Here is a 13603-nt window from a genome sequence, read left to right as displayed (position 1 = left end):
CGCTCAGCACTGCCGCGGCTGCCACGCGAACGCCGCCTACGGCGGAGCGGCGATCGACGTCGCGCGAATCGGCACCCACCCTGCCCTCGCCACCGGTCGCGGGCGCGGCACGGGCAGCTACTCGACACGAACGGATAGGGTCTCAAGCCGATTTCGGCTGGCTCAGCCCTTGCCGATCACGCTTTCGGGCAAGTCCTTGCCGAAGACGCGCTGGTAGTATTCGGCTACCAGCACCCGCTCGGTCTCGTCGCACTTGTTGAGGAAGCTGAGGCGGAAGGCGAAGCCGGCGTCCTTGAAGATCTGGGTGTTCTGCGCCCAGGTAATCACCGTGCGCGGGCTCATCACCGTGCTGATGTCGCCGTTGATGAAGCCCTGCCGCGTAAGGTCGGCCACGCGCACCATGTCGGCGGCAAGCCGCGCGTCGAGGCCCTTGACCTTGGCGGTGACGATCTGCTGTTCGACCGGGGCAGGCAGGTAATTGAGGCCCACCACGATGTTCCAGCGGTCCATCTGGCCCTGGTTGATCGCCTGCGTGCCATGGTACAGCCCGCTGGTATCGCCCAGGCCCACGGTGTTGGCGGTGGCGAACATGCGGAACCACGGGTTGGGGCGGATCACGCGGTTCTGGTCGAGCAGCGTGAGCTTGCCTTCGGTTTCGAGCACGCGCTGGATCACGAACATTACATCGGGGCGGCCGGCGTCGTATTCGTCGAACACCAGCGCGGTGGGGGTCTGGAGCGCCCAAGGCAGCAGCCCTTCGCGGAATTCGGTGACCTGGAGGCCATCGCGCAGCACGATCGCATCACGCCCGATCAAGTCGATACGGCTGATGTGCGCATCGAGGTTGATGCGGATGCACGGCCAGTTGAGCCGCGCGGCGACCTGTTCGATGTGCGTCGACTTGCCGGTGCCGTGATAGCCCTGGACCATCACGCGGCGGTTGTAGGCAAAGCCTGCCAGGATCGCCAGCGTGGTATCGGCGTCGAACACATAGGCGTCGTCGCGATCGGGCACGCGTTCGTCGGCCATCGAGAATGCGGGCACGGTCATGTCGACATCGATGCCGAACATTTCGCGCACCGAGATTTCGCGATCGGGGGCGTCGAGGATGGTGGTTTCGCGGTTTGCGGTCATGGTCTCACTGGTCTCGCTCATTCTGCTCCGCCTATACGGCTGGGCGCGGGGCTGCAATAAGCAAGCGCCAATAACCAGGCGACTGTCCAATGGTGGGGGATGTGATGATGAGTGCGGGTACAATCACGGTTTTCGGGGCGTTGTTCTCACCGTTCGTGCGCAAGGTGCACGTGGTGGCCGAAGAAAAGGGCATCGCGGTGCAAGCCCTGCCGGGCAATGGGCCGGCGGCTTCGGCCGAATTTCTGGCGGCGAGCCCGTTTCGCAAGATCCCGGCGATGCAGCATGGCGATTTCACGCTGGCCGATTCGACCGCAATCGCCACTTATCTCGATGCGCTGCAGCCCACTCCGGCGCTTTATCCGGCGGAGCCAAAGCCGCGCGGACGGGCGGTGTTCTTCGAGGAATTCGCCGATACCGTGCTGGCTGCGGCCGGCGGCAAAGTGGTGTTCAACCGGGTGGTCAAGCCGCGGCTGATGAAGATGGAATGCGACGAGGACGCCGTCAGCCAAGGCCTGGCCGAACTGGTGCCGCTGATGGCGTGGTTCGAAGGCGCGGCGCCTGAAACCGGCTGGCTGGTCGGTGGTGCGTTCTCGATTGCCGACATTTCGGTGGCCAGTGTGTTCACAACGCTCGCTTACGGTGGGGTGGTGATCGATGCCGGCACGCACCCGCGCTCGGCCGCATGGCTGGCGCGCGTGCAGGAACGACCCACGTGGCAGGCAGTGGCGGCGCGCGAAGCCGTGGCGTTGAAGGGCTTTCTCTGACCGAACGCGGTATTTCGGCGCCATAGGCAAACAAAAAGGCCCGCACCGAAGTGCGGGCCTTTCGTTTGGTGCAATCACGCCACTGCGATGGCGCGGGCTAGCGGCTGTTGCCTACTTCTTGGCTGCGGGAGCAGGTTTGAAGCTGGCGGGCAGCGCGCCACCGGTTTCGTTGCTGTGGACCGAGACGATCTGCGGTCCGAGCGGGCCGAGCGCGGCGAGCAGTTCGCCCTTTTCCTTGGCCGGAACGTTGAACTTGTCGAGCGTGGCGACCAGGTCTTCGACCAGCGCGCCGAATTCGGCATCGGTCACGCCCATGTTGTGGTGTGCAGCCGCCATCGACTGGCCCTTGTAGACCTTGGGACCGCCGGTGGCTTGCGTCACGAAGGTTTTCAGGTTGGCAACAAGCCGTGTCGGGTCCGACTTGGCGAACTTGGCGTTGATGCGCGTATCGGCGAGAACACGACCGGCAAAATCGTCGATCACCGCGCTGACGGCCGGCGCGCCGCCGAGGCGTTCGTACAGGGTTTTTTCCTTCATCGCATGCGCGGCATGCTTCATCGGTTTCGCCATCGCGGTGGCGGGCACGACGACCATCCCAAGCGCGAGCATCGATGTCAGGATCAATTTACGCATAGTCCAACTCCCCTAGCAGGTTGAAACGCCACTATCGTGTAGTGGCGGCAGGAATAGCCGACCCATGTTCTTGTTGGCGCAGAACCTATTGTCCGATGCGCCAAAGTCAACGCGCAATTGCGCTGACATGCTTTTGCAAAATTGAACATGTCCAGTAACTTACTGATTTTTGTGCGAGTATCGAGCAAGTCACGAAAGCAGGTTGACGCATACCGACCGGTCGGTATGTTTGGGGGGGTGATCCCGAATCGCCCCTTCCGCCCCCAGCCGGCCACTGCGCGGGACAAATTGCTCGAAGCAGCGGTGCGGCTGGTGCGCGCGCAGGGCTTTTCGGCCACCAGCGTGGATCAGCTCTGCCTTGAAGCAGGGGTCACCAAGGGCGCGTTTTTCCACCATTTTCCCAGCAAGGAACAGCTTGGCGTGGCCGCCGCACAATACTGGTCAAGGTCGACCGGCGAATTCTTCGCATCGGCGCCGTTCCATCATGAAGCAGATCCGGCGGTGCGGGTGCTTGGCTATATCGACTTGCGGATCGCGCTGATTTCAGGGCCGGCCGAAAGCTTCAGTTGCGTGGCGGGCACGATGCTGCAGGAAAGCTTCGCCACCAGCGCCGCAATCCGCGACGCGTGCGCAGCCAGCATCGGTGCCAACGCCCGCGCGCTGGAAGACGACATTGCCGCAGCACTTGCTGCACGGGGCCTGGTTGAACCCCGTGCAGTCAGCCTGGCGCGACACGTGCAGACGGTGATCCAGGGCGCGTTCGTCACCGCCAAGGCGCTTCCCCCGGAAGCAGCCGCACCAGCCGCGCGCGAATCGCTTGGGCACTTGCGGCGCTATGTCGAACTGCTGCTGTCGGAGGAACCGTCGCTTGCCGCATGATTCGCCCGCTCATCGGCTCGAAGCCACAGCCTTCGCCCGGGTGCCGCTCGCCGTATTCAACCTGGTCGATTCCATGGCCGATCCGGCCTGAAGTGCGCGGACAACTGGAGAATGATGCCCGTGAAGATGATCTTCGTCAGCTTGCCCGTGGCCGACTTGTCGCGCGCGCGTGCCTTTTATGAAGCGCTTGGCTTCATCCACAACCCGGCCTTCTCCGATGAATCCGGCGCAGCGATGGTGTGGAGCGATGCCATATCGGTGATGCTGCTGACTCATGCCAAGTGGCAGGGCTTCACCACCCGGCCGATCTGCCCCACCGGATCGAGCGAAGTCAGCCTGGCGATCACCGTCGACAGCCGCGCCGAGGTCGATGCGATGATCGCGGCGGGCGCAGCGGCAGGCGGCACCGCTGATGCCAACCCGCCCGAAGACCACGGCTTCACGTACCAGCGCACGCTGGTGGATCCCGATGGCCACGTATGGGAGCCGTTCTGGATGGACCGATCGGAGAAATCGGCTGATGCCGTTTGACGGCAAGTGCATGATATTTGGCGGCTTTTCGCCCATAATTACCCGGGGAGAATGATGATGGCTGAAACGAAGGGGCCCAATCCGGCCGGCGCGTTCATCTGGTACGAACTCATGACCAGCGATGCCAACGCCGCTGCGCGCTTTTACGGCGACGTGGTCGGCTGGACCATCGCCGGCCAGCCCGATCCCAAGGCCGACATGGATTACCGCATGATCGGGCGCGACGATGGCGGCCAGGCCGGTGGGATGCTCCAACTTTCGCCCGCAATGCAGGAGCACGGTGCCTGTCCGATCTGGCTGCCGTATTTCCATGTCGCGGACGTTGACGCGGCGATTGCGGCGATGGCGGCCGATGGCGCAAACTTGGTCATGCCCGCAGTCGATCACGAAGTCGGCCGGTTTGCGATGCTGTCCGATCCGCAAGGCGTGGCGTTCTACCTGATGAAGCCGAAGCCGCCGGCGGGCATGGAAAACATGGCAAGCGACGTGTTTGCGCCCAACACCGCGCAGCACGTGGCCTGGAACGAACTGGCCAGCCCCGATCTGGCGGGCGCCAAGGCGTTCTATGGCAAGCATTTCGGCTTCACTTTCGACAACGTCATGCCGATGGGGCCGATGGGCGATTACTGCTTCATCGATCACCATGGGATGCAGCTCGGCGCGATCATGCAGCGCCACGATGAAAGCGCGCCGGCGCAGTGGTTGCTCTATTTCCGCGTGCCCAATGTCACGTCGGCCAAGGCGGCGATCGAGACGGGCGGCGGCACGGTGACCAGCGGCCCGCATGAAGTGCCCGGCGGCGATCACGTGGTCATGGCGATCGATCCGCAAGGCGCGCGCTTCGGAGTGGTTGGCGCGCTGGCTTGAACCGCGTCACTTGAACACAACACGCCTTAACTCGACTCGGCGCATCATATTCCTTGTTTGTTCCTGTCTTCCTGGAGACCGCTCATGGCCTGCTACACCTTCTATACCAACCCGATGTCGCGCGGGCAGATCGTGCGCTGGGCGCTTCATGAAGCGGGCGCCGAATACGAAACGGTTATCGTCGATTTCGCCAAGGGTTCGCCCGAACTCGCCGCGATCAACGCGATGCACAAGGTGCCGACGCTGGTAGATCATGGGGTTGATCGCCGCGACGGAACCGATTGCGTGGTAACCGAGGCGGCGGCGATCTGCGTCTATCTCGCAGTTGCCGAACCCGGCGCCGGATTGGCGCCGACCGACGCCGAACGCGCCGATTACTGGCGCTGGATGTTCTTTGCCGCCGGCCCGATCGAACAAGCGGTGGTCGCGCGCGCGATGGGGTGGGAGGTGCCCGAGGGCCGCGAAGGCATGGTCGGGTTCGGCAGCTTCGATCGGACGATGGACACGCTCGACCAGCACTTGTCCGCGAATGCGTTCGTCTGCGGGGATCGCTTCACGATGGCCGATGTCTACGTCGGCAGCCAGGTCGATTGGGGGCTGGCATTCGGCTCGATCCCGACACGCCCGGCCTTTGAAGCCTATGCAGAACGGTTCCGCGCGCGCGAAGGCTACAAGGCGGCCAAGGCGATCGACAATGCGCTGATCGAAGCGGTTCAAAAACAAGGATAACGCCATGTCCGGAACCCCCACGCTGTGCCTGTGGTACGAACGCAACGCAGAGGAGGCCGCCACGTTCTATGCCGCGACCTTCCCCGACACGCACGTCGGCACGGTCCAGCGCGCGCCGGGTGATTATCCCGATGGGCAGAAGGGCGACGCGCTGACGGTGGAATTCAGCGTGATGGGCCTGCCGTGCGTGGGGCTCAACGGCGGGCCGCACTTCAAGCACAGCGAGGCTTTCTCGTTCATAGTGCCGACCGATTCGCAGGAGGAGACCGACCGCTACTGGAATGCGATCGTCGGCAACGGCGGACAGGAAAGCCAGTGCGGCTGGTGCAAGGACAAATGGGGAATAAGCTGGCAGATCACCCCGCGCGCGCTGACCGACGGAATGAAGGACCCCGACCCCGACGCGCGCGGCCGCGTCTTCATGGCGATGATGGGGATGAGGAAGATCGACATTGCGGCGATCGATACGGCGCGAAAGGGCGCGTGATGCTCGCGCTTTATGGGCATCCGTTCTCGTCCTACACGTGGAAGGCGCAGATCGCGCTCCATGCGCTGGGGCTGGAGTACGATTTCCGCGTGCTCGAAGCCGAATTTCCCGAGCATGGCGCAATCGTGGCGCAACACGGCGGGCCGCATGCTAAGTTCCCGGTGCTCGTCGATGATGGCAAGGTGGTGTTCGAGGCGACCTCGATCATCGAATACCTGAACCAGCGCTTCCCGGCCGATCTGCCGCTGATTCCCGCAGACGCTGCGGCTGCGCTCGATGTGCGGACGATGGACCGGGTGTTCGACAACTATGTGATGAACACCATGCAGGGCGCGGTGGCCGAAGCCATCCGCCATCCGGGAGCGCCCGATCCGGTGGTGCTGGCCGAAGTGACTGCGCAATTGCGGCGGACTTACGCCTGGCTGGAGGAATGGCTGGCCGGGCGCGAGGAGGGGGCTGGCGCGATCACGCTGGTCGAATGCGCGGCCGCGCCGTCGCTGTTTTATGCCGACTGGGTCGAACAGATCGGCGCAGAATTCCCCCGCCTTTCGGCCTGGCGTGCGCATCTCGTCGCGCTACCCGCGGTGTCGCAATGCATCGAGGCGGCGCGGCCTTTTCGCAGCTACTTCCCGCTCGGCGCCCCCGACCGCGATTGAATGGAATTGTCCATGAGCAATCTTGAACTCAGCGTCACCCGCCTGATCTCCGCCCCGCCCGCCAGGGTGTGGGACGTGATGACCAACCGCATCCCCGAATGGTGGGCACCCAAGCCGTGGCGCACCGAAGTCGATCAGCTTGATCGGCACCCGGGCGGTGGCTCGCGCCTGATCATGCGCGGGCCCGAGGGCGAGGAGAGCGCGCACGAGGGCTTCGTGCTGGCGTGGGACGATGGCCGGCGCTTTGCCTTTACCGATGCCATCACCGCCGATCTGGAGCCCGCGGGTCCGTTCATGCTTGGCATCTGGGAGATTGCGCCGGAAGGACACGGCACCCGCTACACCGCCCGCGCGCGGCATTGGACGCCCGAATCGATGGCGCATCACAAGGATATGGGATTCGACACCGGTTGGGGTATCGTGGCGGATCAACTGAAGGCGCTTTGCGAAGAATAGAGGGGGGCTGATGGCGGACGGGGTGCAGGGGCAGGGTTCGGAGCAGCGACTTGGGGGCGGCTGCGCTTGCGGCGAAGTCCGCTATCGGCTGACCGAAGCGCCGATCGTCGTACATTGCTGCCATTGCACATGGTGCCAGCGCGAATCCGGCGCTGCCTTCGCGTTGAATGCGGTGATCGAAGCGGAACGGCTCGAACTGTCCGGCGCAGCGCCCGAGCGGATCGACACGCCTTCGGCATCGGGGCGCGGCCAGGCGGTGTTCCGCTGCCCGACATGCCGGATCGCGTTGTGGAGCCATTACGGCGGCGTGGGCGAAAAGGCCGGTTTCATCCGCGTGGGTACGCTCGACGATCCTGGCGCCTGCCCGCCCGACGTGCATATCTTCACCAACAGCAAGCAGCCCTGGGTCGTGCTTCCCGAAGGCGCCGAAGTGTTCGGCGAATTCTACACCGGCAAGGATGTGGTGCGAATCTACGGCGATGGGGGAGCGGCGCGCTGGAAGGCGCTGAGGGGCTGATCGGGCGTGGCTCGGGCAGACATCTTCGCGCAATCGCCGCAATTGGCACGGCTGGATGCGTTGGCGCGCGCGGAAGTGCTCGCCAATGCGACACGCTTTGCGCTCGATAGCGGCCAGGTCCTGTTCCGGCAGGGCGACGTGGCGGACGCGCTGTATATCCTCGAATCCGGGCGACTGGGGATCGAAACGCGGCTTCCCGGTGACGATACGGCAGCCCTCAGCCCGATCCTGCCGGGCGAAGTGGTCGGCGAATTTGCGCTGCTCGACGATGCGCCACGCTCGGCCCGCGTGACCGCGCTGCTGCCGAGCGAGGGTTTGCGGATCAGCCGCGCGCGATTTCATGCGCTGCTGGCCGATGCGCAGCCCGGCACCGTGCAACTTGCGGCCGGTTTGCGCCGGCTGGTGGCCACGCGCACCCGCGCCACACTTGCGCGGATCGCGGCAGAGGGCCGCTTCGAGCCATCGAGCCTGCGACGGGCAATTTCGTTCATGGCCAAGCCCGTCCCGGTCGCTGGCGATGCCGCAGCCTTGCTAGCGGGGCTCGGAAAGCTCGCCGATCTGGGACCAGACGGGGCAAGGGCGCTGGCCACGCCGTCGCGGATGGTCGGGGTGGAGCGGGGCCAGGGGCTGGTTTGCATCAACGACGATACGCCGAACACTTTGTGGATCGTGCTGCGCGGCGCACTGCGCGCATCGATGGCGCGCACCGGCGGGGCCGAGCAGATTTCGATCCACGGACCGGGCGAATGCGTCAACGTGATTGCGCTCGAGGACGGTGCGGCGCCATCGCTCGACATCGCGGCAGCCGAGGATTGCGTGCTGCTGCGCGTGCCGGGCAAAGTCTTGCAGCCGGTGCTGCAACCCGATTCGACGAACGATTCCGGCAGCGCGAACGATTGGCACGGCGCGCTGGCCCTGGTGCTCGGCCGGCAACTGGTGCGCGACCAGCGCCGCGCCAATCGCCACCTCGGCCGCGCGCTCGCGCTCGAACGGTTCAATCTGGGCGGTCTGGGGGGACACGCCTGATGTGCCGCATCCTCAGCTACCTCGGCACACCGGTCTTGCTCGACCACCTGCTTTACGCGCCCGATTCGTCGCTGCTCAACCAGACGATCCACGCGCGGATGCTGGCCATGCTCAACCTGGCGGGCTTCGGCATGGCGGCGTGGGACCCTGCCAGCCACGAACCGCACGCGCCGTTCCGCTATCGCACCACGCAAGTCGCGCTGTTCGATCGCAACCTCAAGGCGCTCGCCAGCAAGCTCCAGCCGAGCGCCCTGCTCGCGCATATTCGCGGCGTGGCGTACAATTCCACGGTCCAGATCAACGAGCAGAACGTCCACCCCTTCCGCTTCGATGGCGTGCCGCTGGCGATGGCGCACAACGGCGATCTGGCCGATTTCCGCAGCGTTCGCTTCGATCTGGTGCCTTACGTGAAGCCCGAATTCGCGCGGCACATCCAGGGGTCGACCGACAGCGAATGGCTTTACGCGCTGACCGTATCGGCGCTTGAAGATCCGTATCGCATCAACGCGCCCGAGGAGATCCTGGCCGCCATCACCCGCGCTTTGGCGATCGTGCGCGAAGTTCGGCGCGCGCACGGCATCGATCGCTCGTCGTCGACCAACCTCATTTTCTGCGATGGCGTAAACCTGGTTGCGGTGCGGTTCACGTTCGATTTCGGCAAGTCGGGCCAGGCGCAGATGCAGGGCACCAACGAATTCCTCAGCATGTGGTACAGCTTCGGCAGCGACTACGGGCTCCACGACAACGAATGGAAGCTGACTGGCGGCGCCGCGCGCGCAGACAGCGTGATCGTCGCCTCCGAACCGCTCACCAGCGATTTCGCCACGTGGATCGAAGTGCCTGAATACAGTGCGTTACTCGTGCGCAGCGACGGAGCCCGCCGCATGGCCGAAATCCACGCGCTGGAAGTGTAACAATAACGCGTCTATGCTGATCGCGGGATCGTAGATGGAGACAATCGAATGAGCATTTTCGACAGCATTCTGGGCCAACTCGGTGGCGGTGATGGCGCACCGATCGATGTGGCGAACATGGCGACAAAGCTTGGTATCAGCCCCGAAACCGCAGAACAGGCCGTATCCGCACTCGCCGTCGCACACCCGCAGGAAGGCGACACGGTCGAAACCGCCGCTGCCTCGACCGGGATCGACCCCGCCGTGCTGCAGCAGATCGTCGGTCACATCGGCGGCGAAGGCTCGCTCGGCCAGTTCGCGACGATGATCGAAGGCAATCCTCAGGCGATGGAAATGGCCGCGGGCCTGCTCAACAAGATCCCCGGCGCTGGCAGCCTGCTGGGCATGGCTTCGGGCTTCTTCGGCAAGAAGGACTGAGCAGAGCACGCGAAATCAGGCCATGCTGGATTTCGCACTCTCGCTGATGATGCTGACCGCGCTGGCGCTGTGCGCCGGCGCGGTTTTCTTATGGCGGCGCGGTGAACGCCAGCGGCCCGCGCTGATGGTGTTCATGGCGCTGATCCTGGGCGCGAACATCGCGATCTGGAGCCTGCCCGATGCGGGTGGTGAAGCGCCCGTGGTAGCGGCAGGGAAGTAAATACGTCCGGCGGCAAGGGTTACCACCCATGCCGCCGGACTCAGGACCTTCCGCTACTTGATCGGCGAATAAGTCATTTGATTGGGGAGTCAGGGGCCAACCGCATATCCAGGTACGTATCAACCGAGCGCATCATCTCGTCGAGTTCGTTCTCGAAGAAGTGGTTGGCGCGGGGGATTTCGTCGTGGTGGATGGTGATGTGCTTTTGCGTGCGCAGCTTGTCGACCAGCTTCTGGACCGCGCCGGGGGTGACCACGGTATCGGCGGCGCCCTGGACCATGATGCCCGAGGCCGGGCAGGGGGCGAGGAAGCTGAAATCGTACATGTTGGCCGGCGGGGCGACCGAGATGAAGCCACGGATTTCGGGGCGGCGCATCAGCAATTGCATGCCGATCAGCGCGCCGAAGCTGTAGCCGGCGATCCAGGTGGTCTGTGCTTCGGGGTGGATCGACTGCACCCAGTCGAGCGCCGAGGCGGCATCGGACAATTCACCCACGCCGTTGTCGAAGCTGCCCTGGCTGCGGCCGACGCCGCGGAAATTGAAGCGCAAGGTGGCAAAGCCGCGTGCAGTGAACGTCTTGTACATCGCTTGCGTGATGCGATCGTTCATCGTGCCGCCCGCTTGCGGGTGCGGGTGGAGGATCATCGCCACGGGCGCGCGCGGGCGCGAACTTGGCTGGAAACGGCCTTCGAGGCGGCCTTCGGGACCGGGGAAAATAACGGCTGGCATACGTTCTAGGACCTTTGGCTTCGCGAAGGTTCGCCGAAAATGCGCAACGGGCGTTGCGACTGGTCGATCCCCGCCATGGTCCCGTATCAGGGACACTATCGGAAAGCTGTGCGCTATATAGAAAGCGATGGCCCGAAAGCAACAATTGCGAGAGTCCGCTTGTCATCCGACCTACCAGCCCGCCCGCACGCGGCAATTTACCTCGACCATGCCGCCACCGTGCCGATCCTGCCCGAGGTGCGCGCGGTGGTGGCCGAGGCGATGGCATGTTGGGCCAATCCGTCGAGCGTCCACGCCGCCGGCCGTGCGGCGCGCGCAGCGCTCGAGGATGCGCGCGGCCGGGTGGCGGCAGCGCTGGGGTGGAGCGGCGCGGTGATCTTCACCGGCAGCGCGACCGAGGCGTTGGCGCTGGGGTGGGGCGCCGGCAAGGGCGCGCATCAATTCGCGTCGGCGGTCGAGCACACCGCGGTGTTGCGCCATGCGGGCGAGTCGATCATCGCGGTCGATAGTGAGGGGCTGGTCGATCCGGATGGCTTACCGCGTGCCGATCTGGTCGCCGTGCAGCATGTCAACAACGAGACCGGAATTATCCAGCCTCTCGATCGCATTGCGGCGGGGGTGCAGGCGGGGGGCGGGCTGTTGCTGGCCGATTGCGCGCAAAGCGCGGGCAAGGTGCCGCTGCCACCGGCCGACCTGATCGCGATCGCCGGGCACAAGCTGGGCGCGCCGCCGGGGATCGGTGCGCTGCTGGTGCGTGACCTTGCGCTGCTCGCGCCGAGCGGCGGGCAAGAGCGCGGCTATCGGCCGGGCACCGAGAATTTGCCGTACATCCTCGGGCTGGTGACCGCGCTGGAGGCGGATCACGATTGGCTGGCGGGCGCCGCGACGTTGCGCGGCTGGCTTGAGGGCCAATTGCGCGAGCTGGGGTTGGAGGTGATCGCCGCCGACGTTGCGCGCGTGCCGACGCTGGGCGCGTACCGGCTACCGGGCACCGCCGCTACTACGCTGCTGATCCGTTGCGATGCGGCGGGTATCGCGATTTCCGCGGGCAGCGCTTGTGCTTCGGGCAGCATCAGCCCCAGCCACGTGATGCGCGCGATGGGCCTGGGCGCAGCGACCGCGCGCGAGGTGTTCCGCGTGTCGATCGGGCGCGAGACCACGCGTGCCGATCTGGAGGCGCTGCTTGCAGTCGTGCGCAGCGTTGTGACACGATGATCTACCTCGATTATCAGGCGACGACCCCGCTTGCGCCCGAAGCGCGCGATGCGATGCTGCCGTGGCTGGGCGGACCTGACACATCAGGTTTTGCCAATCCGCACAGCCCCCATCGGCCCGGTCGTGCGGCAGCAGCGGCTGTCGAGGTTGCGCGCGATCAGGTTGCGGCGCTGCTGCCGCCGGGCGGGCGGGTGATCTTCACCAGTGGCGCGACCGAGGCGATCAACCTGGCGATCATCGGCAGCGGCGCGAAAAGGCTGGCGGTTTCGGCGATCGAACACGCGGCAGTGCTGGATACGGCGCGGTTCATCGATCCCGATTGCACGGTGCTGCCGGTCGATGGCGCGGGGCTGGTTTCGGCCGATGTGCCGATCCCCGCAGGCACCCGCCTGGTCGCGGTGATGCAGGTCAACAACGAGATCGGCACGGTGCAACCGGTGGCGGAACTGGCGGCGCGCGCGCGGGCGATGGGCGCGCTGTTCCTGTGCGATGCGGTGCAGGGCGCGGGCAAGATCGCGGCTCCTGCCAAAAGCCTTGAAGGCGCAGACCTGATCGCGATTTCGGCGCACAAGCTTTACGGGCCGAAGGGCGTGGGCGCGCTGTGGGTGCGCGATGGGGTGGCCTTGCACCCCGTCCAGCACGGTGGCGGGCAGGAAGGCGGCTTGCGCTCGGGTACGCTCAGCCCCGCACTGTGCGCCGGGTTCGGCGCGGCGGCAGCACTGTGCACAAGCCTTGGGACAAGCGATGCGGCGCATGTGGAAAAGCTGTGGGCATTGGCGCGCGCTCTATTCGCCGGGTGGACGCTCAACGGCGATTCGGCCCATCGCTGGCACGGCAATTTGAACGTGCGGCTCAAGGGGCTGGACGTGGGCCGGTTGATGTCCGATTGTCGTAACATCGCCTTCTCGGCGGGTTCGGCCTGCGCCAGCGGGTCGGGACGCCCGAGCCACGTGTTGCAAGCGCTGGGGCTCGACGGGAAAGAAGCGAAGGCATCGATCCGTTTGGGGTTCGGGCGCTATACGAAGGAGAGTGACCTGGAGGCGGCGGCCGCGGCGATCAACGCCGCGGCGCGGGCGCAGGGAGTGTTGTGATGGTGGACGTGGTGTTCCTGACGGCGAATGGTCAGAAGGTGGCGGCACAGGCCGCGCCGGGCACGCGGCTGCTCGAAGTGGGGCAGGCGGCCGGGCTGGCGCTGGAGGGTACGTGCGAGGGGCAGATGGCCTGCTCCACCTGCCACGTGGTCGTCAGCGCCGAATGGTTCGGGAAGCTGGTGCCGGCCAGCGACGACGAGGAAGACATGCTCGACCTCGCTGCCGGCGTTACCCGCACCAGCCGCCTATCGTGCCAGATATTGCTGGACGACGCATTGGACGGGCTGGAAGTGCGCATTCCGGCTGAAGCGCACGACATGCAGCAGGTCTAGCTTTT

Annotated in this window: 19 protein-coding genes; 16 read left to right on the top strand and 3 right to left on the bottom strand. The window is 65.3% G+C overall.

What is annotated here, in order from left to right; translation table 11 throughout:
* Positions 1–162 precede the first annotated feature (162 nt).
* Positions 163–1155 carry a cobaltochelatase subunit CobS gene (gene cobS / locus Q0R16_RS12825; protein WP_295636576.1) on the bottom strand — a complete coding sequence of 331 codons (993 nt, stop codon included), beginning with the start codon at positions 1153–1155 and terminating at the stop codon, positions 163–165.
* 86 nt (positions 1156–1241) lie between these two features.
* On the opposite strand from cobS, the gene Q0R16_RS12820 reads away from it, so the two are divergent.
* On the top strand, positions 1242–1898 hold the full coding sequence (locus tag Q0R16_RS12820; protein ID WP_295636573.1) for a glutathione S-transferase family protein: 657 nt from the start codon (positions 1242–1244) through the stop codon (positions 1896–1898).
* A gap of 111 nt (positions 1899–2009) precedes the next feature.
* Here Q0R16_RS12820 and Q0R16_RS12815 read toward each other — a convergent pair whose 3' ends face one another.
* Positions 2010–2531, bottom strand: a complete 522-nt coding sequence (locus Q0R16_RS12815; RefSeq protein ID WP_295636571.1) for a group 1 truncated hemoglobin — start codon at positions 2529–2531, stop codon at positions 2010–2012.
* Between the two features lie 237 nt (positions 2532–2768).
* Here Q0R16_RS12815 and Q0R16_RS12810 point away from each other — a divergent pair, with 237 nt between their 5' ends.
* The 12 genes from Q0R16_RS12810 (at position 2769) to Q0R16_RS12755 (ending at position 10230) form a co-directional block, all read left to right on the top strand.
* Complete coding sequence (locus Q0R16_RS12810; RefSeq protein ID WP_295636568.1) at positions 2769–3410, top strand: TetR/AcrR family transcriptional regulator; 642 nt, start codon at positions 2769–2771, stop codon at positions 3408–3410.
* 114 nt (positions 3411–3524) lie between these two features.
* Positions 3525–3941, top strand: coding sequence for a VOC family protein (locus Q0R16_RS12805; protein WP_295636588.1), 417 nt, complete (start codon positions 3525–3527; stop codon positions 3939–3941).
* Between the two features lie 57 nt (positions 3942–3998).
* Positions 3999–4808, top strand: coding sequence for a VOC family protein (locus tag Q0R16_RS12800; protein WP_295636566.1), 810 nt, complete (start codon positions 3999–4001; stop codon positions 4806–4808).
* An 84-nt stretch (positions 4809–4892) separates the two neighbouring features.
* Positions 4893–5537 (top strand): glutathione S-transferase family protein, encoded by a 645-nt coding sequence (locus Q0R16_RS12795; protein WP_295636562.1) that lies wholly within the window; start codon positions 4893–4895, stop codon positions 5535–5537.
* A 4-nt stretch (positions 5538–5541) separates the two neighbouring features.
* Complete coding sequence (locus Q0R16_RS12790; protein WP_295636559.1) at positions 5542–6024, top strand: VOC family protein; 483 nt, start codon at positions 5542–5544, stop codon at positions 6022–6024.
* Positions 6024–6680, top strand: a complete 657-nt coding sequence (locus Q0R16_RS12785) for a glutathione S-transferase family protein (protein WP_366857655.1) — start codon at positions 6024–6026, stop codon at positions 6678–6680. The genes Q0R16_RS12790 and Q0R16_RS12785 overlap by 1 nt, the downstream gene beginning before the upstream one ends.
* A 12-nt stretch (positions 6681–6692) precedes the next feature.
* Positions 6693–7136 (top strand): SRPBCC domain-containing protein, encoded by a 444-nt coding sequence (locus Q0R16_RS12780; protein WP_295636553.1) that lies wholly within the window; start codon positions 6693–6695, stop codon positions 7134–7136.
* A gap of 10 nt (positions 7137–7146) precedes the next feature.
* The gene (locus tag Q0R16_RS12775) at positions 7147–7653 is read left to right on the top strand and encodes a GFA family protein (RefSeq protein WP_295636550.1); all 507 of its coding nucleotides are present in this window, start codon (positions 7147–7149) and stop codon (positions 7651–7653) included.
* 6 nt (positions 7654–7659) lie between these two features.
* Positions 7660–8679, top strand: a complete 1020-nt coding sequence (locus Q0R16_RS12770) for a cyclic nucleotide-binding domain-containing protein (protein ID WP_295636545.1) — start codon at positions 7660–7662, stop codon at positions 8677–8679.
* On the top strand, positions 8679–9593 hold the full coding sequence (locus Q0R16_RS12765; protein WP_295636539.1) for a class II glutamine amidotransferase: 915 nt from the start codon (positions 8679–8681) through the stop codon (positions 9591–9593). Before Q0R16_RS12770 ends, Q0R16_RS12765 begins: the two co-directional genes overlap by 1 nt.
* Before the next feature lie 48 nt (positions 9594–9641).
* Positions 9642–10010 carry a hypothetical protein gene (locus Q0R16_RS12760; protein ID WP_295636536.1) on the top strand — a complete coding sequence of 123 codons (369 nt, stop codon included), beginning with the start codon at positions 9642–9644 and terminating at the stop codon, positions 10008–10010.
* A 22-nt stretch (positions 10011–10032) separates the two neighbouring features.
* Entirely contained in the window at positions 10033–10230 is a 198-nt protein-coding gene (locus tag Q0R16_RS12755; protein ID WP_295636534.1) for a hypothetical protein, read from the top strand.
* A 73-nt stretch (positions 10231–10303) separates the two neighbouring features.
* Here the strand turns inward: Q0R16_RS12755 and Q0R16_RS12750 are convergent, their stop codons facing one another.
* Positions 10304–10960: an alpha/beta hydrolase gene (locus Q0R16_RS12750; protein WP_295636531.1), complete on the bottom strand. Its 657-nt coding sequence runs from the start codon at positions 10958–10960 to the stop codon at positions 10304–10306.
* Between the two features lie 159 nt (positions 10961–11119).
* Between Q0R16_RS12750 and Q0R16_RS12745 the strand changes: the two genes are divergently transcribed.
* Genes Q0R16_RS12745 through Q0R16_RS12735 form a run of 3 tightly spaced genes read left to right on the top strand, consistent with a single transcriptional unit; the run spans position 11120 to position 13598 of the window.
* Positions 11120–12175, top strand: a complete 1056-nt coding sequence (locus Q0R16_RS12745) for an aminotransferase class V-fold PLP-dependent enzyme (RefSeq protein ID WP_295636527.1) — start codon at positions 11120–11122, stop codon at positions 12173–12175.
* A complete protein-coding gene (locus Q0R16_RS12740; RefSeq protein WP_295636525.1) occupies positions 12172–13266 on the top strand; it encodes a cysteine desulfurase family protein in 1095 nt (364 codons plus the stop codon). The genes Q0R16_RS12745 and Q0R16_RS12740 overlap by 4 nt, the downstream gene beginning before the upstream one ends.
* Positions 13266–13598 carry a 2Fe-2S iron-sulfur cluster-binding protein gene (locus Q0R16_RS12735; RefSeq protein WP_295636522.1) on the top strand — a complete coding sequence of 111 codons (333 nt, stop codon included), beginning with the start codon at positions 13266–13268 and terminating at the stop codon, positions 13596–13598. The genes Q0R16_RS12740 and Q0R16_RS12735 overlap by 1 nt, the downstream gene beginning before the upstream one ends.
* Positions 13599–13603 lie beyond the last annotated feature (5 nt).

The sequence above is a fragment of the Novosphingobium sp. genome (genome assembly GCF_025351285.1).
Classification (GTDB): domain Bacteria; phylum Pseudomonadota; class Alphaproteobacteria; order Sphingomonadales; family Sphingomonadaceae; genus Novosphingobium.
Note: the sequence above shows the minus strand (reverse complement) of the source record. Positions and strands in the feature narration are given on the sequence as shown.